Source organism: Streptomyces flaveus (assembly GCF_014647675.1).
GTDB lineage: Bacteria > Actinomycetota > Actinomycetes > Streptomycetales > Streptomycetaceae > Streptomyces > Streptomyces flaveus.
Window position 1 is genome coordinate 61,003 of sequence record NZ_BMPQ01000015.1, and the last position, 20,763, is coordinate 81,765.

Annotated in this window: 19 protein-coding genes and 1 pseudogene; 11 read left to right on the forward strand and 9 right to left on the reverse strand. The window is 68.9% G+C overall.

Annotated features, from left to right (window positions below):
* Window positions 1–76: 76 nt before the first annotated feature.
* From IEZ21_RS26740 to IEZ21_RS26750, 3 genes are all read right to left on the reverse strand, one after another.
* Window positions 77–838, reverse strand: coding sequence for a DeoR/GlpR family DNA-binding transcription regulator (locus IEZ21_RS26740; RefSeq protein WP_189324441.1), 762 nt, complete (start codon window positions 836–838; stop codon window positions 77–79).
* 303 nt (window positions 839–1,141) lie between these two features.
* Window positions 1,142–2,479: a shikimate transporter gene (gene shiA, locus IEZ21_RS26745; protein WP_246568169.1), complete on the reverse strand. Its 1,338-nt coding sequence runs from the start codon at window positions 2,477–2,479 to the stop codon at window positions 1,142–1,144.
* A 507-nt stretch (window positions 2,480–2,986) separates the two neighbouring features.
* On the reverse strand, window positions 2,987–3,796 hold the full coding sequence (locus IEZ21_RS26750; protein ID WP_189324443.1) for an IclR family transcriptional regulator: 810 nt from the start codon (window positions 3,794–3,796) through the stop codon (window positions 2,987–2,989).
* A 379-nt stretch (window positions 3,797–4,175) separates the two neighbouring features.
* Between IEZ21_RS26750 and shiA (IEZ21_RS26755) the strand changes: the two genes are divergently transcribed.
* Entirely contained in the window at window positions 4,176–5,531 is a 1,356-nt protein-coding gene (gene shiA / locus IEZ21_RS26755; RefSeq protein ID WP_189324548.1) for a shikimate transporter, read from the forward strand.
* 307 nt (window positions 5,532–5,838) lie between these two features.
* The gene (locus IEZ21_RS26760) at window positions 5,839–6,840 is read left to right on the forward strand and encodes a zinc-dependent alcohol dehydrogenase (protein ID WP_189324444.1); all 1,002 of its coding nucleotides are present in this window, start codon (window positions 5,839–5,841) and stop codon (window positions 6,838–6,840) included.
* A gap of 214 nt (window positions 6,841–7,054) precedes the next feature.
* On the opposite strand, the gene IEZ21_RS26765 is transcribed toward IEZ21_RS26760, so the two are convergent.
* Window positions 7,055–7,864 carry an NAD-dependent epimerase/dehydratase family protein gene (locus IEZ21_RS26765; protein ID WP_189324445.1) on the reverse strand — a complete coding sequence of 270 codons (810 nt, stop codon included), beginning with the start codon at window positions 7,862–7,864 and terminating at the stop codon, window positions 7,055–7,057.
* A gap of 287 nt (window positions 7,865–8,151) precedes the next feature.
* On the opposite strand from IEZ21_RS26765, the gene IEZ21_RS26770 reads away from it, so the two are divergent.
* On the forward strand, window positions 8,152–9,093 hold the full coding sequence (locus IEZ21_RS26770) for a 5-dehydro-4-deoxyglucarate dehydratase (protein ID WP_189324446.1): 942 nt from the start codon (window positions 8,152–8,154) through the stop codon (window positions 9,091–9,093).
* A gap of 53 nt (window positions 9,094–9,146) precedes the next feature.
* Window positions 9,147–10,313 carry a hypothetical protein gene (locus IEZ21_RS26775; RefSeq protein ID WP_189324447.1) on the forward strand — a complete coding sequence of 389 codons (1,167 nt, stop codon included), beginning with the start codon at window positions 9,147–9,149 and terminating at the stop codon, window positions 10,311–10,313.
* Here the strand turns inward: IEZ21_RS26775 and IEZ21_RS26780 are convergent.
* On the reverse strand, window positions 10,247–11,503 hold the full coding sequence (locus tag IEZ21_RS26780; RefSeq protein WP_189324448.1) for an MFS transporter: 1,257 nt from the start codon (window positions 11,501–11,503) through the stop codon (window positions 10,247–10,249). The two genes, IEZ21_RS26775 and IEZ21_RS26780, sit on opposite strands and share 67 nt — an antisense overlap.
* Window positions 11,504–11,623: 120 nt before the next feature.
* Between IEZ21_RS26780 and IEZ21_RS26785 the strand changes: the two genes are divergently transcribed.
* On the forward strand, window positions 11,624–12,046 hold the full coding sequence (locus IEZ21_RS26785) for a hypothetical protein (protein WP_189324449.1): 423 nt from the start codon (window positions 11,624–11,626) through the stop codon (window positions 12,044–12,046).
* A gap of 439 nt (window positions 12,047–12,485) precedes the next feature.
* Here the strand turns inward: IEZ21_RS26785 and IEZ21_RS26790 are convergent, their stop codons facing one another.
* The 3 genes from IEZ21_RS26790 to IEZ21_RS26800 all read right to left on the reverse strand — a co-directional run bounded on the left by IEZ21_RS26790 (window position 12,486) and on the right by IEZ21_RS26800 (window position 14,373).
* Window positions 12,486–13,130: a GNAT family N-acetyltransferase gene (locus IEZ21_RS26790; protein ID WP_189324450.1), complete on the reverse strand. Its 645-nt coding sequence runs from the start codon at window positions 13,128–13,130 to the stop codon at window positions 12,486–12,488.
* 12 nt (window positions 13,131–13,142) lie between these two features.
* The gene (locus IEZ21_RS26795) at window positions 13,143–13,760 is read right to left on the reverse strand and encodes a dihydrofolate reductase family protein (protein WP_189324451.1); all 618 of its coding nucleotides are present in this window, start codon (window positions 13,758–13,760) and stop codon (window positions 13,143–13,145) included.
* A 103-nt stretch (window positions 13,761–13,863) separates the two neighbouring features.
* Window positions 13,864–14,373, reverse strand: a complete 510-nt coding sequence (locus IEZ21_RS26800; RefSeq protein WP_189324452.1) for a DinB family protein — start codon at window positions 14,371–14,373, stop codon at window positions 13,864–13,866.
* Between the two features lie 77 nt (window positions 14,374–14,450).
* Between IEZ21_RS26800 and IEZ21_RS26805 the strand changes: the two are divergent.
* Window positions 14,451–14,684, forward strand: a pseudogene (locus IEZ21_RS26805) (DUF6624 domain-containing protein); the annotation flags it as partial.
* 203 nt (window positions 14,685–14,887) lie between these two features.
* A complete protein-coding gene (locus IEZ21_RS26810) occupies window positions 14,888–15,184 on the forward strand; it encodes an alpha-amylase inhibitor (protein ID WP_189324453.1) in 297 nt (98 codons plus the stop codon).
* Between the two features lie 131 nt (window positions 15,185–15,315).
* Here IEZ21_RS26810 and IEZ21_RS26815 read toward each other — a convergent pair whose 3' ends face one another.
* Window positions 15,316–16,284: an NAD(P)-dependent alcohol dehydrogenase gene (locus IEZ21_RS26815; RefSeq protein WP_189324454.1), complete on the reverse strand. Its 969-nt coding sequence runs from the start codon at window positions 16,282–16,284 to the stop codon at window positions 15,316–15,318.
* Window positions 16,285–16,491: 207 nt separating this feature from the next.
* On the opposite strand from IEZ21_RS26815, the gene IEZ21_RS26820 reads away from it, so the two are divergent.
* The 4 genes from IEZ21_RS26820 to araD all read left to right on the forward strand — a co-directional run bounded on the left by IEZ21_RS26820 (window position 16,492) and on the right by araD (window position 20,748).
* Window positions 16,492–17,091, forward strand: a complete 600-nt coding sequence (locus tag IEZ21_RS26820) for a TIGR03086 family metal-binding protein (RefSeq protein ID WP_189324455.1) — start codon at window positions 16,492–16,494, stop codon at window positions 17,089–17,091.
* 323 nt (window positions 17,092–17,414) lie between these two features.
* Complete coding sequence (locus tag IEZ21_RS26825; RefSeq protein WP_033318109.1) at window positions 17,415–18,071, forward strand: GntR family transcriptional regulator; 657 nt, start codon at window positions 17,415–17,417, stop codon at window positions 18,069–18,071.
* Window positions 18,068–18,979, forward strand: a complete 912-nt coding sequence (locus IEZ21_RS26830) for a dihydrodipicolinate synthase family protein (protein WP_189324456.1) — start codon at window positions 18,068–18,070, stop codon at window positions 18,977–18,979. Before IEZ21_RS26825 ends, IEZ21_RS26830 begins: the two co-directional genes overlap by 4 nt.
* Window positions 18,976–20,748 (forward strand): L-arabinonate dehydratase, encoded by a 1,773-nt coding sequence (araD, locus tag IEZ21_RS26835; RefSeq protein ID WP_246568171.1) that lies wholly within the window; start codon window positions 18,976–18,978, stop codon window positions 20,746–20,748. Before IEZ21_RS26830 ends, araD begins: the two co-directional genes overlap by 4 nt.
* The last annotated feature ends 15 nt before the right edge of the window (window positions 20,749–20,763 follow it).

Here is a 20,763-nt window from a genome sequence, read left to right on the forward strand (position 1 = left end):
GATCGCTCCTGGATATTTTGGCGCAAAGGGGATGACATTGAGTAATGCGGTGCCTACGTAGGGGTCGGTTGGTTTTTCAGACGCGGATGACCTGCGGGCCCTGCAGCGAGTAGCGGTGGGCCTCGGCGGTGGGGAGGAACGTGCTGGTGACGATTGCCTCCAGGACGCTGATCTCCGCGAACCGGCAGAAGCTGACGGCCCCGAACTTGGTGTGCACGCCCGCGAACACGGTCCGGCGCGCGGCCCGGATCGCCTGCGACTTGACCTCGCTGACGGCGGGGTCGGGCGTGGTCAGGCCGTGTTCACGGGAGATGCCGTTGGCGCCGATGTACGCCAGGTCGATGACGAAGCCGGCGAGCATCTTCGTGGTCCAGTGGTCGACGGTCGCGAGTGTGCCGTGCCGGACCCGGCCGCCGAGCAGCAGGACCGAGATGTTCTCGGACTCGGCGAGCGCGCCCGCGGCCGGCAGGGAGGCGGTGACCACGGTCAGTGGCCGGTCCCGGGGCAGTGACTCGGCGATGAGCTGCGGGGTGAAGCCCTCGTCGACGAAGACCGTCTCGGCGTCCCCGAGCAGCTCGGCCGCCGCGGTCGCGATCCGGCGCTTCTCGGGTACGTGGCTCGTGGCACGGAAGGCGAGCGTCGTCTCGAAGCCGGCGCTCTCCACGGGATAGGCGCCGCCGTGGGTGCGGCGGACCAGGCCGTGGTCCTCCAGGGCGCGCAGATCGCGGCGTACGGTCTCCTTGGCGACGCCCAGTTCGGCGGCGAGGGCGTTGACGCCGACGGCGCCCGTGCGGCGGGCGGCCTTGACGATCTCCCGCTGCCGTTCCTCCGCGCTCATGGCCACCCGCTCTCCGTACTGTGTTCTCTCGCTCGCCTCCGGGGCACTCAAGCCGGTGTGGCTCGTTGTTGCCCGTTCGGGCCCGGTGGACCCATGGGGGAAGTTCTACAGCGGGTGTGCGGCGCTGACCAGGTCTGTTATGGAATCAATGGCGCCCGTGTGCGCCCGTTTCGCGCGGCGACCACCCGCGTCGGACCTGCGGCGGAGCGGAATTCGGGCAGCGCGGATGCCCGAACAGGGACGCGGGCGGGCCCGTTCGGTGCCCGCCCGCTCCGCGGTGAAGAGTGTGTGGCGGAACACGGCTCATGTGGCCGTTCGGGCCGGCGGGGTCGAGGAAACGGGCGTACGGGGGTGGCTTGGATGGCCTGAGTGCAGGTTGAGGGCGACCGTGAAGGAGATGCCGCAGCCGATCAGGAGGTACATGGCTACCAAGGCCCAGCCGCCGCCTGCCCACAGAACGAGAGCGCCGGCGATGAGGGGGGTGAAGCCGCCGCCGATGACGCTGGCGAGTTGGTAGCCGACGCCGGCGCCGCTGTAGCGGAACTCTGGACCGTACATGTCGGTGAACAGGGACTGCTGGACCGCCACGGCCATGTCGTGGGCGCCGTTGACCAGCAGGACCGCCGTCACGGCGATCAGGATCAACGATCCGGACTGCAGGGCCACGAAGTAGGGGAGGGCACCGAGGACGCCGATGCCCGCGCCCCAGAGGTAGACGGAGCGGCGGGTGTAGCGGTCGGCGAGGTAGGCGTAGACCGGGATCGTGACGATGGCCAGCGCGCCGACCATGAGGTTGATGTCGAGCAGGGCGTCGCGGTTCAGGCCGTACTGCTCGGCGGCATGGCTCAGCCCGAAGGTGGTCACGCAGTAGAAGGTGAGGAGTTCGACGAAGCGCAGGCCGATGATGCTGAGGAAGCCGGAGGGGTACGCCTTGATGGCGGCGAGCAGCGGCAGCCGTCGGCGCTGCGGGTGGGGACGGGCGGCGGTGTGTTCGACGAAGGCGGAGGATTCCGCGACCGTGGCCCGCACGATCATGCCGACGATGACGATGGCGGCGCTGGCGAGGAAGGGAACGCGCCATCCCCAGTCGCGGAAATCCTCTTCGGGCAGGCGGACCGAGAGGAACTTGACGGCGGCGGTGGCCAGCAGCAGTCCGACCGAGGCGCCGACCTGGACTCCGCTGCTGTAGAGGGAGCGCCACTTGCGCGGGGCGTTCTCCACGGCCATCAGGGCGGCGCCGCCCCATTCGCCGCCGACGGCGAAGCCCTGGGCGGCGCGCAGGGTGACGAGGAGGACCGGGGCCCAGATGCCGGCTTCGGCATAGGTGGGGAGCACGCCTATCAGGGTGGAGGCAACGCCCATGATCAGCATGGTGACGATCAGCATCTTCTTGCGGCCCAACCGGTCGCCGAAGTGGCCGAAGACGATGCCGCCCAAAGGCCGGAAGAGGAAGCCGACACCGAACGTGGACCAGGCCGCCAAGGTAGCGACGGCGGGACTGACGTCGGGAAAGAACAGCTCGTCGAAGAGCAGGCCGGCGACGATCCCATAGAGGAAGAAGTCGTACCAGTCGGCGACCGCCCCGATGAAACTGGCGACGGCCGCCCCCATGCCTGGTCCGGATCTGGATGCGCGTCTCATGGCAACTTCCATGGCTCAAGGGCGAACTGACGGAAAGGGTGATGGCCGCCCGGGGTGAGGAGGGCATGCACAGAGCGCGGCGAAGGGAGGGGTGGGGCCGCTGCTGTCGGGCTCGGATCCATCGGCTGCGATGAGGCGCAGTACGCGAAGTGGACCCCTTCAGGTCCGCCAGGTGGTCTTGGCGATCCGGAGAGTGAAATTACGCTGTCCTCAAGGTCCCCGCAAGAGGGGCGAGAGTAAATGCACCGGGCGTGACTTCTTCGCCCGTTCACGGGCGTCCTCGCGCGTGGTTGACCGATCAGGCGGTGGGCGAGTCGCGGACGCGCCGCCCGCCCACCGCCCTGACACACCGCACGCCCCGCGTCGCCCTGGCCGACGACCGGGGTGGCTCACCGCTGATCTCGGTACGTGAACGAGGTGAGTGCACGGCGGAGCGGTTGCGCAGCGCTACCGCATACAGCGTTGGGAACGCGCGGAGCCGTACCGAAGGGAAGGAGCAGGGTGGCGCTAGTCCCTCGCGCTGCGGCGGCCGTAGCTCAGCGGATGGCCGAAGCCCTGATCAGAGATGAGTCGGGCCGCTTCCGTGAGGTCGGTGGCGAAACGTTCGATGGCTGCGTAGGGGAACCGGTGGTCGGGGCCGCTGACCGAGAGGGAGGCGACGACGGTGCCCGAGGGGCTGGTGAGGGGGACGGCGACGGCGGTGAGTCCTTCGTCCCATTCGCTGTTGCTCACCGCGTAGCCCCGGCGCGCCGCCTCCTGCGCGGATGTACGCAATTGCGCGGCATGGTCCTCGCCGTGGGGTGAGGCCTGGGCGATGCGGCGCAGCTGTGCTTCGGAGGCGTCGTGCAGCAGGATCTTCGAGGATGCGCCGGCCCACAGCGGTTGTTCGTCGCCGACGTCGACCACGTGGCGCAGGGGGTGCGGGCTCTCCTCGTGCGCGACGCAGACACGGTGGAGATCGCGGGCGACGAAGATGTTGGCCGTCTCCCCGAGCCTGTCGGCGAGGTCCCTCATGACCTTGCGGGTCTCACGGGGGATCTCCCACTGGCTGCGTGCGAGGTAGGCCCAGCGCCACAGACCGGGTCCGGCGATGTAGCCGCCCTCGTCCGACCACAGCAGGCCGCTCTCCTCCAGCGTCTGCACCAGGCGCAGCACGGTCGTCTTCGGCAACCCGGTGGCGTCGGTGATCTCCCGCAGTGTGATCAGCGGCCGTTCCTCGCTGAGCAGGCCGAGGATGTCCAGGGCACGCCGTACGCTCCTGACGCTCGTGCCGTGCGGTTCGCGTTCCGCGCCGGCCTGTGCCGCCCCGCTGTCCACGCTGACACCCTCCTCCGTACTGATCACTCCGCGGAGTTCTGCCTGCCTGCCGCTGGTCTCACCTGACGTGGCCCGTTGCGCGGACCACTGGGACCTCTTCGACACAAATTCTGCCGTAACTCTTGTCGACTCGGAACACCGGCCGTATGTTTCCGCTACTCGGTCCATTTGATCCGTTGAGTGGATCGCAAGTTGAGGGTCACCGCCCGTACCGCCGCGGCGCGACCCACCACCGTCGACGGCCGGCTCCACACCCCGGAGCGCTGTCGCCCAGGTGCTTGGTCCCACCACAGTCATTCGTGTCCCGGCCGTGAACCCCGCCCGTGCGCGGGTCCGGCCGCGAATCGCCGCATCCAATGGAGTGTGTGAGTTGAACAGCATGCAGAGCCCGGCAGCAGCCGGCGGCGCCAGAAGCCCCGGCGCGGCGAGGAGGGCGGCGATCGCGAGCTTCATGGGAGCCGTGGTCGACTGGTACGACTTCTTCCTCTACGGGATCATCGCCGGGCTTCTCTTCAACGAGATCTTCTTCCCCAACGTCAGCCCGGCCGTGGGCACGCTGGCCGCCTGGGCCACCTTCGGTGTCGGCTTCCTGTTCCGGCCGCTCGGCGGAATCGTCTTCGGCCACTTCGGCGACCGGCTGGGCCGCAAGAAGATGCTGGTTCTCACCATGCTGATCATGGGACTGGCCAGCACGCTGATCGGTGTGCTGCCCACTCACGCTCAGGCCGGAATCTGGGCCCCGCTGCTGCTGGTGGTGCTCCGCGCCGCGCAGGGCTTCGCGGTCGGCGGCGAGTGGGGCGGCGCGGCGCTCATGGCGGTGGAGAACGCGCCGCCCAAGTGGCGCTCCCTCTACAGCAGCGGCGTACAGGTCGGCGCGTCGGTCGGTCTGCTGCTCGCCACCCTGATCACCAAGTTCATATCGGGAACGGTCTCCGACGAGGCGTTCCGCACCTGGGGCTGGCGCATTCCGTTCCTGGTCAGCGCGGTCATCGTGATCATCGGCCTGGTCATCCGGGCGAAGGTCGAAGAGTCCGAGGTCTTCACCGAGCAGGTCGCTACGCTCGAGGAGGACGAGAAGCCGCGCATGCCGCTGATCGCCGCGGTCAAGTCCAACCCCAAGGGCTTCTTCGCCATCATCGGCCTGCGTCTGGTGGAGCTGTTCACCTTCTACGGCGTCACCAACTTCGCCCTCAGCTATGGCACCACCGAATTCGGGCTGGACCGCGACAGCCTGCTCAACGTCAACCTCGCCGTCGGCGCACTGGCCATCCTCACCATCCCCGCCTTCGCCTACCTCGCCGACCGCTACAGCCGGCGCTCGGTCTATCTGTGGGGCTCCGTGCTGGGTGTGGCCGGCTCCCTCCCCTTCTTCTGGGCCTTGGAATCCGGTTCCATGGTCCTGATCATCGTCTGCGCGGTCCTTCTGGTGAACGGCGCCCACGACATGGCCGTCGCCGTCCAGCAGTCACTGTTCACCGAGATGTTCGGCCCTGAGTACCGCTACAGCGGCGCCGGCGTGGGCTACCAGCTCGCCAGTGTCGTCGGTGGTGGTTTCACCCCCTTCGTCCTGAGCTCGCTGGTGCTGTGGGCGGACGGCGGCTGGTACCTCGTCGCCGGTTACTTCGCGCTCGGCTGCGCGATCTCCTTTGTTGTGGCACTGCGCATGCGCGGCGACCGGGATGAGGTCCCGTCCACCGTCGGACAGCCATCGCCGCGAGCCGATGCGACCCTCTGATCCAGAGCCTTCTGATCCACAGCCGCCTGATTCAGGTCGCTGCTCCCGCTCGCTGTTCCGGGATCGTGATTCACGAACTCGCCATCCCATCCCGCCGCGCCGATCTTTCATCTTCTGACCGGGCAGCGGACCGCCCCCACGCCCCCAGGCCGTCGTGCGCGCCTTTTGGACGCGCACGACGGCCTTCCTGCTGCCGAACTGCCGCGGTTCAAAAGGCCTTTGTCCTCTTGTTGGGGATACCCTTCGGCCGTATTCTGACCGTATAGCGGATCACTTGTTCCGCTTAGTGGACCACTGGAGGTGTTGGGTGAAAGCAGCTGTGCTGATAACCCCGGGCCGGATCGACACGGTCGAGGACTGGCCGGAGCCTGCCTGCGGCCCTCATGACGTCATCGTGGAGATGGACGGTGTCGGCCTGTGCGGCACCGACATCGCCGTGTTCCACGGCAAGCGCCTCGCACCCGCGACTCCATGGGTCCCGGGTCACGAGGGCTTCGGCCGCATCACCACCGTGGGGAGCTCGGTACAGGGGCGGTCGGTCGGCCAGACCGTGGTGATCGAGCCCAACTACCCCTGCCTCAAGTGCACTGACTGCCTCACCGGACTGACCTCGGCCTGTCCCCACCGGGTCATCGTCGGTCTGAACGCACCCGGCGTCCTCGCCGAACGTGTCGCTGTTCCCGCGCACTTCGCCCACTCCGTGCCCGAGGGCCTGAGCGGCGCCGATCTCGCAAGCGCCGAGCCGTACACCGTCGCCCGGTCCGCAGTACGGCGCAGCGGCGTGACGGCCGCGGACCACTGCCTGATCATCGGGGCCGGAGCGCAGGGACTGCTGGTCTGCCTCACCCTGACCCGCCTCGGCGTCCGGCCTGTCGTCACCGAACCTCACCCGCTCCGGCTCGCGCAAGCCCAACAGCTGGGCGCGGTAGCCGACGACGGCCGCACGGGGTTCACGTATGTCTTCGAGACATCGGGCCATGTACCGGCCCTGCCTCCGGCGGTGGACCGCGCGGCACCGGGCGCCACCGTGGTGCTGATCGGCCTCAGCCCGGCGCAGCTGCCACTCACCCTTGACGACGTGGTCCGGCGGCAGTTGGTGCTGCGCGGATCGATGATCTACGACCATCCCGGTGACTTCACCGAGGCGCTCGCCGAACTGGGCCAGGCACGGCCAGGAGCCGTAGTCCAGTCGCGGTACTCACTGGAAGAGGCCCAGCAGGCCTTCACCGGCGCTGCCGAACGGGCGGGAAAGACCTGGATCAGTATCGGAAGCCGGGACCGGCAGGCGGACACGACCCGACATGCGTAAATCCATCGAGCTCCCTGATCGCTCTCGAGGAGAGCGCTCAGGCGACATCGGCATCAGCCTCGACGACCCGAGCCGCGCCCCTGGCTGAAGGCGACACATCCTGTCGGTTCCCGGCGCCGCCGCCGTCGGAACGCGCCGCCCCCGCGAGGAGAAGACACAGCGTGCCCGGCCACGCCGATAGGCGCATTGGGGGTGCCCGAAGTGTCCGCAGCGGTCAGTACGGCCAGATCGGCGGCTTGGTCACGAAGTGGCCGCCCAGGTGGTCGTGGTCCGGGTTCTCCGGGTCCAGCTCGCCCTGCTCGGCGATGAGCTTCTCGGCGTACTGCTCCGAGTCGTCCTGCGGCTCGTAACCCAGCGCCCGGGCGGTCGACAGGTCCCACCACAGGCGGGTGTTCGCGGACGAGCCGTAGACGACCGTGTGCTCGACGTCCTCGGCGGTCAGGGCCGCGTGGAAGAGGCGGGCGCCGTCGCCGGGGCTCATCCACACCGACAGCATGCGCACGCTGGTGGGCTCGAGGAAGCAGGAGCCGATCCGTACGGAGACGGTCTCCATGCCGTGCTTGTCCCAGTAGAACTGCGCCAGGTCCTCGCCGAACGACTTCGAGAGGCCGTAGAAGGTGTCCGGGCGGTGCGGTGTGTCGATGGGGATGAGGGGATCGTTTCCCTGAGGGCGCGGGGTGAAGCCGACCGCGTGGTTGGAGGAGGCGAAGACGATGCGCCGGATGCCCTCCTCGCGCGCGGCCTCGTAGAGGTTGTACGTGCCCTCGATGTTCGCCTTGAGGATCTTGTCGAAGGTGGATTCCAGGGAGATGCCCGCGAGGTGGATGATCGCGTCGACGCCCCGCACGGCCTCGCGCAGGGCCTCCTTGTCGCCGAGGTCCGCGGTGATCGCGTCCGGCTCGCCCTCGATGGGGCGCAGGTCGAGGAGCCGCAACTCGTACCCGTACGCGGGCAGCAGTCCCCGCATCAGGGTGCCGAGGCCGCCGGCGGCGCCGGTGAGCAGAACGGTGCGGGGAGCGGGCATCCTCGGGTCTCCTTGAATCAACAGCCGTCATCGTGTACGGCATTCACATCCATGGACAAACTATGGATCGCCGTCGGGCCGCGTCAAGTGTCGCGCGAGGGCGGGAAATCCGCACCGTGATCGCCCGTATGTCGCTCCCGTCTTGCGGCTGTCTTGCCACTTCGCCCGCTTGACCGCCCCCGAAGAGGCGCTCTAGCGTGTACGTGTTCAGAAATATGGACATGGATCAGAAACGTGGATCGGAAACGTGCACGGTCGGCGTGTGCGTGCATGCCTAGGGAGAGCCCGTGACGTCAGCGCCCCTTGCCGCTCGCCTCAGTGTCCCGAGCGGGCCGCTGTTCTTCCCCGTCACCGCGTACGGCCCTGATGGTGCCGTCGACCTCGACGTGTACCGCGCGCATGTCCGGCGGGGTGTCGAGGCCGGGGCCGCCGCCGTCTTCGCCTGCTGCGGGACCGGGGAGTTCCACGCGCTCACCCCCGAGGAGTTCCAGGACTGCGTACGCGCGGCCGTCGAGGAGACGGCGGGGCGCGTGCCGGTGATCGCGGGCGCCGGGTACGGGACGGCGCTCGCCGTGCGGTACGCGAAGCTCGCGGAGGAGGCTGGGGCGGACGGGCTGCTCGCCATGCCGCCGTATCTCGTCGTCGCCGGGCAGGAGGGACTGCTGCGGCACTACACGGAACTGGCCCGCGCCACCTCGCTCGAGGTCATCGTCTACCAGCGCGACAACGCCGTGTTCACGCCCGAAACGGTCGTCTCACTGGCCCGCACCGAGGGGATCATCGGCTTCAAGGACGGCGTCGGCGACCTCGACCTGATGCAGCGCATCGTGAGCGCGGTGCGCGCCGAAGTCCCGGACGACTTCCTCTACTTCAACGGACTGCCGACCGCCGAGCTCACCGGCCTCGCCTACCGCGGCATCGGCATCACGCTGTACTCGTCGGCGGTCTTCTGCTTCGCCCCCGAGCTCGCCCTCGCCTTCCACAAGGCGCTGAACACCGGAGACGACGCCACAGCGAATCGCCTGCTCGACGGCTTCTACCGTCCCCTCGTCGAACTGCGCGCCCAGGGCCGCGGATACGCTGTCTCACTCGTCAAGGCGGGCGTACGGCTGCGAGGGCTCGACGTGGGCGAAGTGCGACCGCCGCTGCACGAGCCGAGCGACGACCACGTCAAGCAGCTCGCCCAGCTGATCGAGCGGGGCGAGGCGCTTCTCCAGGAGGACAAGTGAGCCAGGCGGCAGGGTCTGCGGAGGAGTCTCCGAAGGGATCTCTGAAGGGGTCTGTGAAGGCGTCCACCTTCGTCTACCCGTGGGACGTCAACGGAGACCCCGAGGCCGCCGCGCGCATCGCCGGCCTGGGCGTACGCCAGACGACGCTCGCCTCCGCCTACCACTCCACGCGCGCGCTGACCCCCCGCCACCCCCGCCACCGCATCGTCACCGCCCGGCACGCGGCCGTGCTCTATCCGCCCGGCCCGCGCTGGGAGGGGCGCCGACTGCGGCCGTACGCCGCCGGGGACTGGGCGCCCGGAGACGCGTACGGGCAGGCTGCCGGGTCCCTCGCGGAGGCGGGACTCGACGTACACACCTGGGTGGTGCTCGCGCACAACTCCCGTATGGGGGAGGAGTTCCCGAACACCTCCGTGGTCAACGCCTACGGAGACCGCTATCCCTGGGCGCCCTGCATCGCACAGCCCGACACACGCGCGTACCTGATCGACCTCGCCGTCGAGGCGGCGGTACGGCCCGGCGCCTCGGGGACGGAGCTGGAGTCCCTCGGCTGGTACGGCCTCGCGCATCTCCACGCCCACGACAAGACGGCCGGCGTGGCACTCGGGGACGCCGGCCAGTACCTGATGTCGCTGTGCTTCTGCCCCTCCTGCCGCGACGGCTATACACAACGGGGCCTGGCCCCCGACGAGTTGGCGGCCTCGGTCCGGCGCGCCCTGGAACCCGTATGGCGGGGCGAGGCCCCCACCGGAGCCTGGGAAGCGGTGGAGAAGCTCCTCGGCGCCGAACTCGCAACGGCCACGCGCGCCTGGCGGGACTCCGTCGCCCGCTCCCTCCAGACGGAGACCGTCGCCGCCGTACGCGCGGCCGCTCCCGACGGGTTCCAGATCCTGCTGCACGCGGACCCGGCCTCGTACCACGTCGGCGCGAACGTCGGCGTGGATCCCGCGCACATCCTGTCGGTCGCCGACGGCGTGGTCGTGCCGTGTGCCGGAGGGCCCGAGTTGCTGACTCCCTTCGCCGAGCAGGCGGTTGAGAGGAGTGTGCTGGCGGCCAATTTCCCCGTCGTGAGCGGGATGGGCGGCAGCCCGGGCACGCTCGCGGAGGACGTGGCACGGGCGGTCGAGCGGGGAGCCACCGAAGTACGGCTGTATCACGCGGGGTTGGCGTCCGACGAGGACCTGTCACTCGTGGCGGAGGCGCTCGCACGGCTCGGCTGACGCCTGAGCAACGGTACGACCGTCACCAGCCGGATCAGCCCGAACGCCACCAACAGCACCTGGTGATCGACCAGTTCGACCAGGCCCGCACCCAGCGCGAGTCCCACCGCGTTCGGGGCGAACATCAGCGTGTTGGCGGTCGCGGTCGTACGGCCCAGGAGGTCGTCCGGAGTCTCGCGCTGAACCGCGGTGAGGGCCGCGATCAGCACGCACGGGAGGCCAACGCCCACGGCCGCGGACGAGACGAGGGCCACCGCGTCGTACGGGAGCGCGCGAGCCGCCACGGCCAGGGCGGTGAGCGCGATGCCGTACCCCGCGAACCGCTGTGCGCCCAGGCGGCGGAGGAGCGGGCCCGAGGCCAGGCCGACGGCCACCGAACCGGCGCCTTGCACGGCGTACAGAAGACCTACGTACGCGGGGGAGTGGCCCAGGCCTTCGGCCACCGCGTAGATCGTCGCGCCGTTGAGGCCCGCGAAGAGCATGGTCGTGCCACCCGCGACGACGAGGGGGCGCAGTGTCTCGTGGCGCCAGAGGTAGCGGGCGCCGTCGGCTGTCTGGGTGCGCCAGCCGGCCGGGGCCGGGAGCGGCTTCGGATCGCGTACCCGCAAGAGGGTGTACAGTCCCGCGGCCAGCACGAAGGTGAGCGCGTCCAGGAGGGCGACGCCGACGCCCCCGAAGGCCGCGTACAGACCCGCTCCGGCGAGCGGGGCGACCAGCTTCATGCCCTCGTTGGCCGACATCCGCAGGCCGTTGAAGTCACCGAGGAGCCGCTCGTCCACCGCCGTGGCGACCAGGGCCGACTCCGCCGCGTCGTGGACGACGCCAGTCGCGCCGTACACGAGCAGCACCGCGAAGAGGATCCAGAGGGTGCCCGGGGAGTCGACGGCGAGGAGGGACAGGAGGAGCGCGGACAGCCCCAGGTTCGTCCACACCAGCAGCGGTCTGCGGCGGGTGCGGTCGGCGAGCGTGCCCAGGAGGGGGCCGATCAGCGTGGGCGCCCAGAGCGCGAAGACACATAAGGCGGCCAGCCCGTCCGAGCCGGTCAGCTCCTTCACCCAGACCCCGGCCACCAGCCACATCGCCGCCGAGCCGAACCCGGAGACCACGACTCCGCCCAGGTAGAGGCCGGCGTTGCGGTCCCTCAGGACACGGGTCACTGCCCATGGCGAATGCGATGCCGATGTCGTCATGGCTCGTCATCTTGGGTCTAAGGACCTGTGCAAGGGATCGGGCGACTGCCTTAATTGGCCGTGATGACAACTGATCAGATGGGAAGGTCTGCTCCCTGGGCGAAAGCGTTGGGAGCGCTCGTGCTTACGTTTCTGGCAGCGCTTCTGGTCTCGTACGGGGTCGGCAGCTACCGCGAAGCGGCGAGGAAGGACGCTGCCTTCGAAGCGACCAGGAATGACGCGCGGCGCTTCGCTGATGCCGTCGTGGCTCAGGACGACACTCGCCCGGTCGACCGGCAGGACGTGGAAGCTGCCCTGGCTTCGGTTGCGGGCATGGGATACGGCCGTCTGTTCGCGGTCGATTCCGCAGAAGGAAGCACACGCGTCACTATTGAGCTCTCCCGCATGTATCAGCGCTCCGTAGTTCTCTTCGGTCCGGCCGAGACCATGGTCGACCGCTGCTTCACCATCACCTTTGGAGACTCAGCCCAAGGCCGACAGACCCGGATCACCCCTCATGGTTCCGATGAGTCCTGTGTGGAAGTGGCGAAACAAGGTCAATGACGCGTGTTCGTCGGTCAGGTTTCTCCAGGTGCCTGAGGCGATCGTTCCCCACGCTGCCAGCCGATTTTTTCCCGGCCTGGGCTGGAGGCCGAGGTCGGGGCAGTTCGCGTACCTCGACGGACTGAGTGAGGTCCTGCCGGAGGCCGTGTCCGTGGAAGTGTTGTACTGCCCCCGGTGGGGCGATGGTTGGGACAGCCCCACGCGGACGTGCAAACACCCAGGACGCACGCCTCACGGGCCCATTACCCCTCTCCCGCAGAAAACGTGAACAGTGAGGGGGAGGATGCCCTTCGGGCGCTCAAACGAGCGATGCGTGAACAGGGCGGGGAGAAGTGCTCACGTCGTGGGACCAGCACCCCCTGGGCCCACCACCGCGCCCGCCTCCGCAACACCACATTTGGGGACACCACCTCGCCGGAAGGAAGGCCCTCTGCCGGCGTTACGAGCCGCAGTGCCGCGTCGGCGACGTTGCTGCGCTCGGTACCTGATCGAGATCCAGCATCATGTCGAGAGACGGCGAACCGTCCGTTCCGGCGAAGGAACCGACTGGCTGGAAGCCGTTCTTCTCGTAATAGCGAATGGCGCGGGGGTTGTCGGCGAGGACGCCGCCCCACAGGATGATCCTCGTTCTGCCGAGCCGCCGTGCGACGTCCGCGATGAGCGGGAGGGCCAGCGTCCCCACTCCCCTCCCCTGATAGTCATCGGCCAGGGTGGGACCGAAACGGCAGTCGGTCGTCTCGGCGAGGCGGATGCCCGCTTCCTGATAGCGCGTGATGTCCGCAGGAGTGAGAGCGAGACTGAGTTCGAGGAGGCCGACGATCCTGCCGGACGGCACTTCCTCCAGCACCAGCCTGAGCTTGTCGTAACGCGCGATCGCGTCACACAACTCCCGCGCGGCCGCGAGGTCATACCCGGCGAACGTACTCAGCCGCCTCGATTCGGGTGACAGACCCTCAAGGAAACCAGTCAGGCGCTCGGCATCGGTGTGGGTGAGGGGACGGAAGACGACCTCCGTACCGTCACGCAGGTCCAGGCGGCGTTCCAGGACAAGCGGGTCCTCGGCGATCTCCGTCAACGTGAGCACTCCAGCAACTCCTCACCGCTCGACGAAGCGGTACTTCAGGTGGGTGGCGAGGGGCGTGTCGACCACCCTGACCGGCTCGAGGTTCCGCCGTACGGCGCCCAGCCCTTCGAAGAGCCGCAGTCCCGCGCCGAGGAGCGCGGGGACCACGTGCAGTTGCAGCTCATCGATGAGCCCCTCCCCGAGGTACTGCTGTACCGTGCTCGCCCCGCCCGCGATGTCGACGTTCCTGTCCCTGGCGGCGGCCTTCGCCTGGCCGAGGGCGCTGTGGATGCCGTCGGTGACGAAGGTGAAGGTGGTGCCGCCCTCCTTGACCAGGGTCGGCCGGGGGCGGTGGGTGAGCACGAAGACCGGGGCACGGAACGGCGGATTGTCGCCCCAGAACTCCTCGCCCGTGTCGTACATCATCCGCCCCATGACCACCGCTCCGGTGGCATCGAACCACTCGCGCGTCAGCTCGGAGTCGCGGTTCTCCTCCCCGCCGGTCATGCCCTGGCGCTCCCGCCAGCTCGCCAGGTTGTGGATCCACTCGAAGAGCGGCTCGGCGCCGTCGCCTCCTGGGTTGTCGAGGGCGACATTGGGGCCGGCGATGTAGCCGTCGAGGGAGATGGCCAAATCCGCGGTTACGGTCACGATCGGGTGCTCCTCAAGTCCTGGGATGTGCTGCCTTCACTCTCACGTCGATCGGGAACCGGCGTACTCGACATCCCCAGCGAGATCGGCGGCTCCTGCGGACTCAGGCGCCCACCGTCCCGTCGACACCCTCACGCAGAAAGTCCGCGTGCCCGTTGTGGCGGCCGTACTCCAGGAGCACGTGCACCATCACCATCCGCAGCGATACCTCCTCGCCCCATCTCGGCTGATAACCGGCCTGGTCCAGGGACTCGGCCTCCCGCTCGATACGGCGCGAGTTCTCCACCTCGGCCTCCCAGGCCCCGAACGCCTCGCCCCTGGTCGACGCACTCGCGTCGTACGCCGCCTGAAAGTCGATCTTGTCGGACCACACCATGGGCGCGTCGTTGTCCTCGAACACCCGACGGAACCAGGCCCGTTCCACCTCCGCCATGTGCCGCACCAGCCCGAGCAGCGAGAGCGTGGCCGGCGGCATCGACTGCTGCCGCAGCTCCTCGTCGGTCAGTCCTTCGCACTTCATGGCGAGGGTCGCGCGGTGGTAGTCGAGGAAGGCCCGCAACATGTCTCGTTCGCTTCCAAAACTGGGCGGTCCTATGCGATTGTCGCTGGTCACTGACCGTGCTCCTCATCCGTGCCTGCATGCAGGGCCAGTATCTACTCCGTCGGCTGTCCCCATACGAGGGCCATCAATTGCAGCAGGCGGTGTCGGCAGGCTCGGCCGGCCCACGCGAGCTGGCCTTTCTGCGCGACCGCACGCTGGTCAATGAGGGCCGCAAGCAGATCTACGGCACTCAGATCGCCGGCGTGAAGGACGGGACACCGGTTCCCTGGCCCTGTGAAGAGCCTGAGCGCATGGACGAACTCCGTGCAGAAGTCGGTATCGAGCCCTTCGACGAGTACGTTGCCAAGTTCGCGATGGCCTGACGCCCCGTCCCGCGATCGCGTCACCCGCGTCCGTATCCCAGCAGGTCAGGCCCTGGGGCATCCCAGATGGCCCCAAACGGGTGAATCTTCGTGGCGCTCGGTATCCGAACCCCGGCACGGTCGGAGCATTGCACCGGGCGGCGTGATCCACCACATGCCGCTCACCTCAGCACACCGAGTACTCCAGAAGGGAAAACGCCATCATGAAGTTCCACAAGAGCGCCGCACTCGGCATCCTCGCCACCGCCGTTCTGGGCAGCGGCCTTGCCATGGCCCCCACAGCCACGGCGGCCGAGGCCGGGACGGCTCCGGCCTGTGTCAAGCGAGACGTCATCAAGCACGAGAAGTACGTCAAGGTCACGAACAACTGTGGTGAGGCGATGCACCTGAAGGTCGTCATCGACTGGGGCTCCGACTCTCCCTGCCTCACGTACCAGCCCGGTGAGCAGTGGGAGTGGAACTGGGGCCGGGGTTCGTACGGCAAGGTCGTCACCTGCTGATCCGCCGACCGGACTAGGGGCGAACGCAAGCGGTTCTCAGCCGCTACGGGGGCGTCCGGAGCCGGCAGCGGTGGCTCCGGACGCCTCGTTCCTGCGGCGGCCGCGATGGTGGTCGCTTTGAGGGCTTGTCGTCAGACGGTGACGACCAGCTTGCCCCGGGGATGCCCCGTCTCCAGATGCCGGATGGCAGCAGCCGCCTCGGAAAGCGGATACGTGCGGTCGATTGCCGGAGTGATCTTGCCCTTCTCGGCGAGGTCCTTCAGGGTCAGGAGGTCTTCGCGGGTGGCGATGGAGATGAGGTTGCGGAGGTTCTGGGGGATGAAGGGGGAGATCAGGACGGCGCGGAGGCCGCGGCTCATGCCGCCGAAGAAGCCGGTGCCGCCCTCGCCGCCGACGATGACGAGGGTGCCGCGTGGGGTGAGGGCGCGGCGGAGGACGGGCAGGGGGCGGAGGCCCGCGTTGTCGATGATGATGTCGTAGCGGTGGGGGCCGTCGGTGATGTCCTCGCGGGTGTAGTCGATGACGTGGGTGGCGCCCTGGGAGCGGACGAAGTCCGCGGCCGCGGGGCCGCAGACGCCGGTGACCTCGGCGCCGTACATGGTGGCGAGCTGGACGGCGTACGTTCCCACGCCGCCGGAGGCGCCGATGACCAGGACTCGCTGGCCGGGCTGCGGGCGGGACTTGCCGCTCAGGGCCTGGAGGGCGGTCATGCCCGAGACGGGGAGGGCGGCGGCCTGCTCGAAGGTGAGGTTCGCGGGCTTGTGGGCCAGCTTTTCCGCCTTCGCGCACGCGTATTCGGCGAACGAGCCCTCGCAGTTGCCGAAGACCTCGTCGCCCGGCTTGAAGTCGGTCACCTTCGCACCGACCGCTTCGACCCGTCCGGCGCCGTCCCAGCCCCGTACGGGATTCTTGGGCTTACGGAGTCCCAGGGCGACGCGGGCCACATAGGGCCGGCCCGTCATGAGGTGCCACACCTCGGGGCCGACACCGGCGGCGCGCACTTCGACCAGCACTTCGTCGTCGCCGGGTACAGGGCGGTCGATGTCGCGCAGCTCCAGGAGGTCTGCCGATCCGTACGCATCCTGAACGATCGCCTTCATGGCGTGGCTCCCCTTCGCGGTCCCGGACACCGAGCGTCCCGGATATCCCGAGCATCGCGGCAGCTCGAAGGCCTGACCAGCTTCCTGAGCATGATCTCGGGAGCGGGTGCGATGACTTTTCGTACGGCCGACGGTCTACATGGCGGGGCTGCAAGACGGACTACGACCCGACGATCCCGTGACCGGTGACCAGAAGAGGAGCCGAGCATGACTGGTGCGACATCGACAACCCTTGACCTGGGGCCGCAGGCCCTGATCGTGGCGCGTCTCGCGGAGGGCGTGGGTGAGGAGCAGCTGGGCGCTCCGACGCCCTGTCCGGAGTACGCCGTACGCAATCTTCTGGGCCACCTGGTCGGTCTGGCCCGGGCCTTCCGGGACGCCGGCCGAAAGGACCTGGGACCGACGACGGACACGGACCCCGGCTCCTCCCTGCCGGACGTCACACCCGACTGGCGCGCCGAACTTCCCAAGCTCCTCGCCGAACTGGCCGAGGCCTGGCGCGACCCGGCCGCCTGGACCGGCGAGACCCGGGCGGGCGGCGTCGACCTCCCCGGCGAGGTCGCGGGCCTCGTCGCCACCAACGAACTCGTCATCCACGGCTGGGACCTGGCCCGAGCCACCGGCCAGCACTACACCCCCGACACGGCGGCCCTCCAGACGTCCCACAGCTTCCTCGCCCCCGCGGCCGAGGACCCCGACGGCTCCGAAATCTTCGGCCCGCCGGTGCCCGTACCGGACGAGGCCTCTCTCCTTGACCGGACGATCGGCCTGAGCGGCCGCGATCCGAGTTGGACGGCAAGGGCTTGAACGTCCGAGCTGGACGGCAGGAGCCTGCACGACGGGCCTGAGCCTCCGACCTGCACCGCAAGGGCCTGAACGAAAGGTTCCGCACCCTCCGAACGAAAGGTTCCGCGCCCCCGGGCCGACCCCGCCCCCGATATCTCTTGAGCGTCAACACAAACAACTTCTGTCAGAAGCGTTGACGAAACATCACCGCGCTCCTACCTTCAACGCGTCGTACTTCGTACGTCATATATGAGACGCGATACGCGAGATCAGATACGTGAGATATGCGTATCCGGTCCCGTGATCCGACACGTGAAGTGATCGATGAGATCCGAGAGGCGCGCATGACCTCTGTGCCCACGCCGATCCCGTCCCGCACGCAATATGTGCTGGAGGGGATCAAACACCGCATCCTCACTGGGCAGTTGACGCCCGGTCAGGCCCTGGTCGAGACGGAGCTGGCCGCGCAGTTCGGGGTGTCCAAGACCCCGGTGCGGGAGGCGCTGAAGACCCTGGCCGGCACGGGGCTCGTCGTGATGAACCAGTACAAGGGCGTCACGGTGCGCATGGTGGACGCGGACATGGCGCGCGAGGTGTACGACGTGCGGCTGCTCCTCGAGCCGGAGGCCCTGCGCCGCTCCGTGCAGCGCGGCGCCTCCCTCGACACGGCGCGCGACGCGCTGGAACGCGCGGACGCCGCCACCGACACCGCCCAACGCTCCCTGGCCAACCGGGAGTTCCATCGCGCCCTGTACGTCCCCTGCGGCAATCCGCTGCTCGGCCGGATGCTCGACGAGGTGCGCGACCAAGCGGCCCTGGTCTCCGCGGTCGCCTGGGCCGCCAACCCCTCCTGGGAGCGGGAGGCCGGCGAGCACCGGGAGATCCTGCGGCTCGCCCTCGACGGCGACTCGGACGGCGCGGCACGCGCCCTGCACTCGCACATCGCGTCGTTCGTGCACCGGGCCTTCCCCGAGGCCCAGGGAGAGGGGGAGCAGAAGTGAGCAGCGCGACGTTCGAGACGGAGCGGGCGGCGCTGGCCGATGTGGTGGCGATCCCGGTGACTCCGTTCGCCGAGGACGGCACCGTCGACCAGGACAGCCACCGCGCCCTGCTGCGCCGCCTGACCGAGGGCGGCGTACGCATCCTCACGCCGAACGGCAACACCGGCGAGTTCTACGCACTGAGCCCCCAAGAGCGTCGCCTGGTCACGGAGTTGACCATCGACGAGGCGGGCGAGCGGGCCGTCGTCCTGGTCGGGGTCGGGCACGACGTGCCGACCGCCGTCGCCTCCGCGCGGCACGCCCGTGACTGCGGGGCACAGATGGTGATGGTCCATCAGCCGGTGCATCCGTACGTCGCGCAGGGCGGCTGGGTCGACTACCACCGGGCGATCGCCGAAGCCGTCCCCGAGCTGGGCGTCGTCCCGTACATCCGCAACGCGCAGCTCCTCGGCGCCCGGCTCGCCGAACTGGCCGACGACTGCCCGAACGTCATCGGCGTGAAGTACGCCGTGCCGGACGCGGCCCGCTTCGCCGCCTTCGCGCGGGACGCGGGGCTGGAGCGCTTCGTCTGGGTGGCGGGGCTCGCCGAGCCGTACGCGCCCTCGTACTTCTCGGCGGGCGCGACCGGCTTCACCTCGGGGCTTGTGAACGTCGCCCCGTCCGTTTCGCTGAACATGATCGAAGCGCTTCGATCGGGCGACTACGCGGCAGCCATGAAGGTGTGGGAGCAGATCCGCCGGTTCGAGGAACTGCGCGCGGCCAACGGCTCCGCCAACAACGTGACGGTGGTCAAGGAGGCCCTCGCCTCGCTGGGCCTGTGCCGTCGCGAGGTCCGGCCGCCGAGCCGCCTGCTGCCCGAGGCCGAACGCGCCGAAGTCGCCGCCATCGCGGCGGGGTGGTCCATATGACCGACAGAAGCCCAGACAGAAGCCCAGCAGCAGGCCCGGACGAAACCGCCGACGGCGCAAGGGAGTTGCGCAGCCACCAGTGGTACGGGACCGAAGGCCTGCGGTCCTTCAGCCACCGGGCCCGCACCCGCCAGCTCGGCTACCTCCCCGAGGAGCACCTGGGCAAGCCGGTCATCGCGATCCTCAACACGTGGTCCGACATCAACCCCTGCCACGTTCACCTCCGGGACCGCGCACAGGCGGTCAAGCGCGGAGTGTGGCAGGCCGGCGGCTTCCCCCTCGAATTCCCGGTCTCCACCCTCTCCGAGACCTTCCAGAAGCCGACCCCGATGCTCTACCGCAACATGCTCGCGATGGAGACCGAGGAGCTGCTGCGGTCGTATCCGGTGGACGGTGCAGTGCTGATGGGCGGCTGCGACAAGTCCACGCCCGCGCTGCTCATGGGCGCCGCGTCCGTCGATCTGCCGGCCGTCTTCGTGCCCGCCGGGCCGATGCTGCCGGGTCACTGGCGCAACGAGGTCCTGGGCTCCGGTACCGACATGTGGAAGTACTGGGACGACAAGCGCGCCGGACTCATCGGCGACTGCGAGATGACCGAACTGGAGAGCGGCCTCGCCCGCTCGCCCGGCCACTGCATGACCATGGGCACGGCGTCGACGCTGACCGCGGCCGCCGAGGCCCTCGGCGTCACCGTGCCGGGCGCGTCCAGCATCCCCGCCGTCGACTCCGGGCACGACCGGATGGCCGCCGCCAGTGGCCTGAGGATCGTCGAACTCGTCCGCAAGAACCGGAAGTTGTCCGACCTCCTCACCCAGGAGGCCTTCGACGACGCCGTGACGACCGTCCTGGGGCTCGGTGGCTCCACGAACGCCGTCATCCATCTGATCGCCATGGCAGGGCGGGCCGGCGTACGGCTCACGCTGGACGACTTCGACCGGATCGCCCGTACGGTGCCGGTGCTGGCGAACGTACGGCCCGGCGGCCGGACGTACCTGATGGAGGACTTCCACTTCGCGGGCGGGCTGCCCGGCTTCCTGTCGCGGATCACCGATCTGCTGCACCTGGACCGGCCGACGGTGTCCCACGACAGCATGCGCGAGCAGCTCACATCGGCTCAGGTGCACAACGACGACGTGATCCGCCCGCGCCACAACCCGGTCGCGGACGAGGGCGGGGTCGCGGTGCTGCGCGGCAACCTCTGCCCCGACGGCGCCGTCATCAAGCACATCGCCGCCGAGCCGCACCTGCTCAAGCACACCGGTCCGGCAGTCGTCTTCGACGACTACAAGACCATGCAGCGCACCATCAACGACCCGGAGTTGGGCATCACCGCCGACAGCGTGCTGGTGCTGCGCAACTCCGGTCCCAAGGGCGGCCCGGGCATGCCCGAGTACGGCATGCTGCCCATCCCCGACCACCTGCTGAAGCAGGGCGTACGGGACATGGTGCGGATCTCCGACGCCCGGATGAGCGGCACCAGTTACGGCGCGTGTGTGCTGCACGTGGCGCCGGAGTCGTACATCGGCGGACCGCTCGCCCTCGTACGGACCGGGGACACCATCACCCTCGACGTCGAAGCGCGAACCCTTCAACTCAACGTGGCCGACGAGGAGTTGGAGCAACGCAGGGCGGCCTGGACGTCGCCGCCCGAGCGGTACGAGCGCGGCTACGGAGCGCTCTACAACGAACAGATCACCCAGGCCGACACCGGCTGCGACTTCGCCTTCCTGGCCAAGCCGGGCAAGGTGCCGGACCCGTACGCGGGCTGAGCGAACCACACAAGC

Excerpts from the sequence above, each read along its gene's own strand:
- IEZ21_RS26810 (WP_189324453.1), top strand. The coding sequence starts at position 14,888 with ATGAAGTTCCACAAGAGCGCCGCACTCGGCATCCTCGCCACCGCCGTT.
- IEZ21_RS26780 (WP_189324448.1), bottom strand. The coding sequence starts at position 11,503 with ATGACGACATCGGCATCGCATTCGCCATGGGCAGTGACCCGTGTCCTG.
- IEZ21_RS26825 (WP_033318109.1), top strand. The coding sequence starts at position 17,415 with ATGACCTCTGTGCCCACGCCGATCCCGTCCCGCACGCAATATGTGCTG.
- IEZ21_RS26740 (WP_189324441.1), bottom strand. The coding sequence starts at position 838 with ATGAGCGCGGAGGAACGGCAGCGGGAGATCGTCAAGGCCGCCCGCCGC.
- shiA (WP_246568169.1), bottom strand. The coding sequence starts at position 2,479 with ATGAGACGCGCATCCAGATCCGGACCAGGCATGGGGGCGGCCGTCGCC.
- IEZ21_RS26820 (WP_189324455.1), top strand. The coding sequence starts at position 16,492 with ATGACTGGTGCGACATCGACAACCCTTGACCTGGGGCCGCAGGCCCTG.
- araD (WP_246568171.1), top strand. The coding sequence starts at position 18,976 with ATGACCGACAGAAGCCCAGACAGAAGCCCAGCAGCAGGCCCGGACGAA.
- shiA (WP_189324548.1), top strand. The coding sequence starts at position 4,176 with ATGCAGAGCCCGGCAGCAGCCGGCGGCGCCAGAAGCCCCGGCGCGGCG.
- IEZ21_RS26815 (WP_189324454.1), bottom strand. The coding sequence starts at position 16,284 with ATGAAGGCGATCGTTCAGGATGCGTACGGATCGGCAGACCTCCTGGAG.
- IEZ21_RS26765 (WP_189324445.1), bottom strand. The coding sequence starts at position 7,864 with ATGCCCGCTCCCCGCACCGTTCTGCTCACCGGCGCCGCCGGCGGCCTC.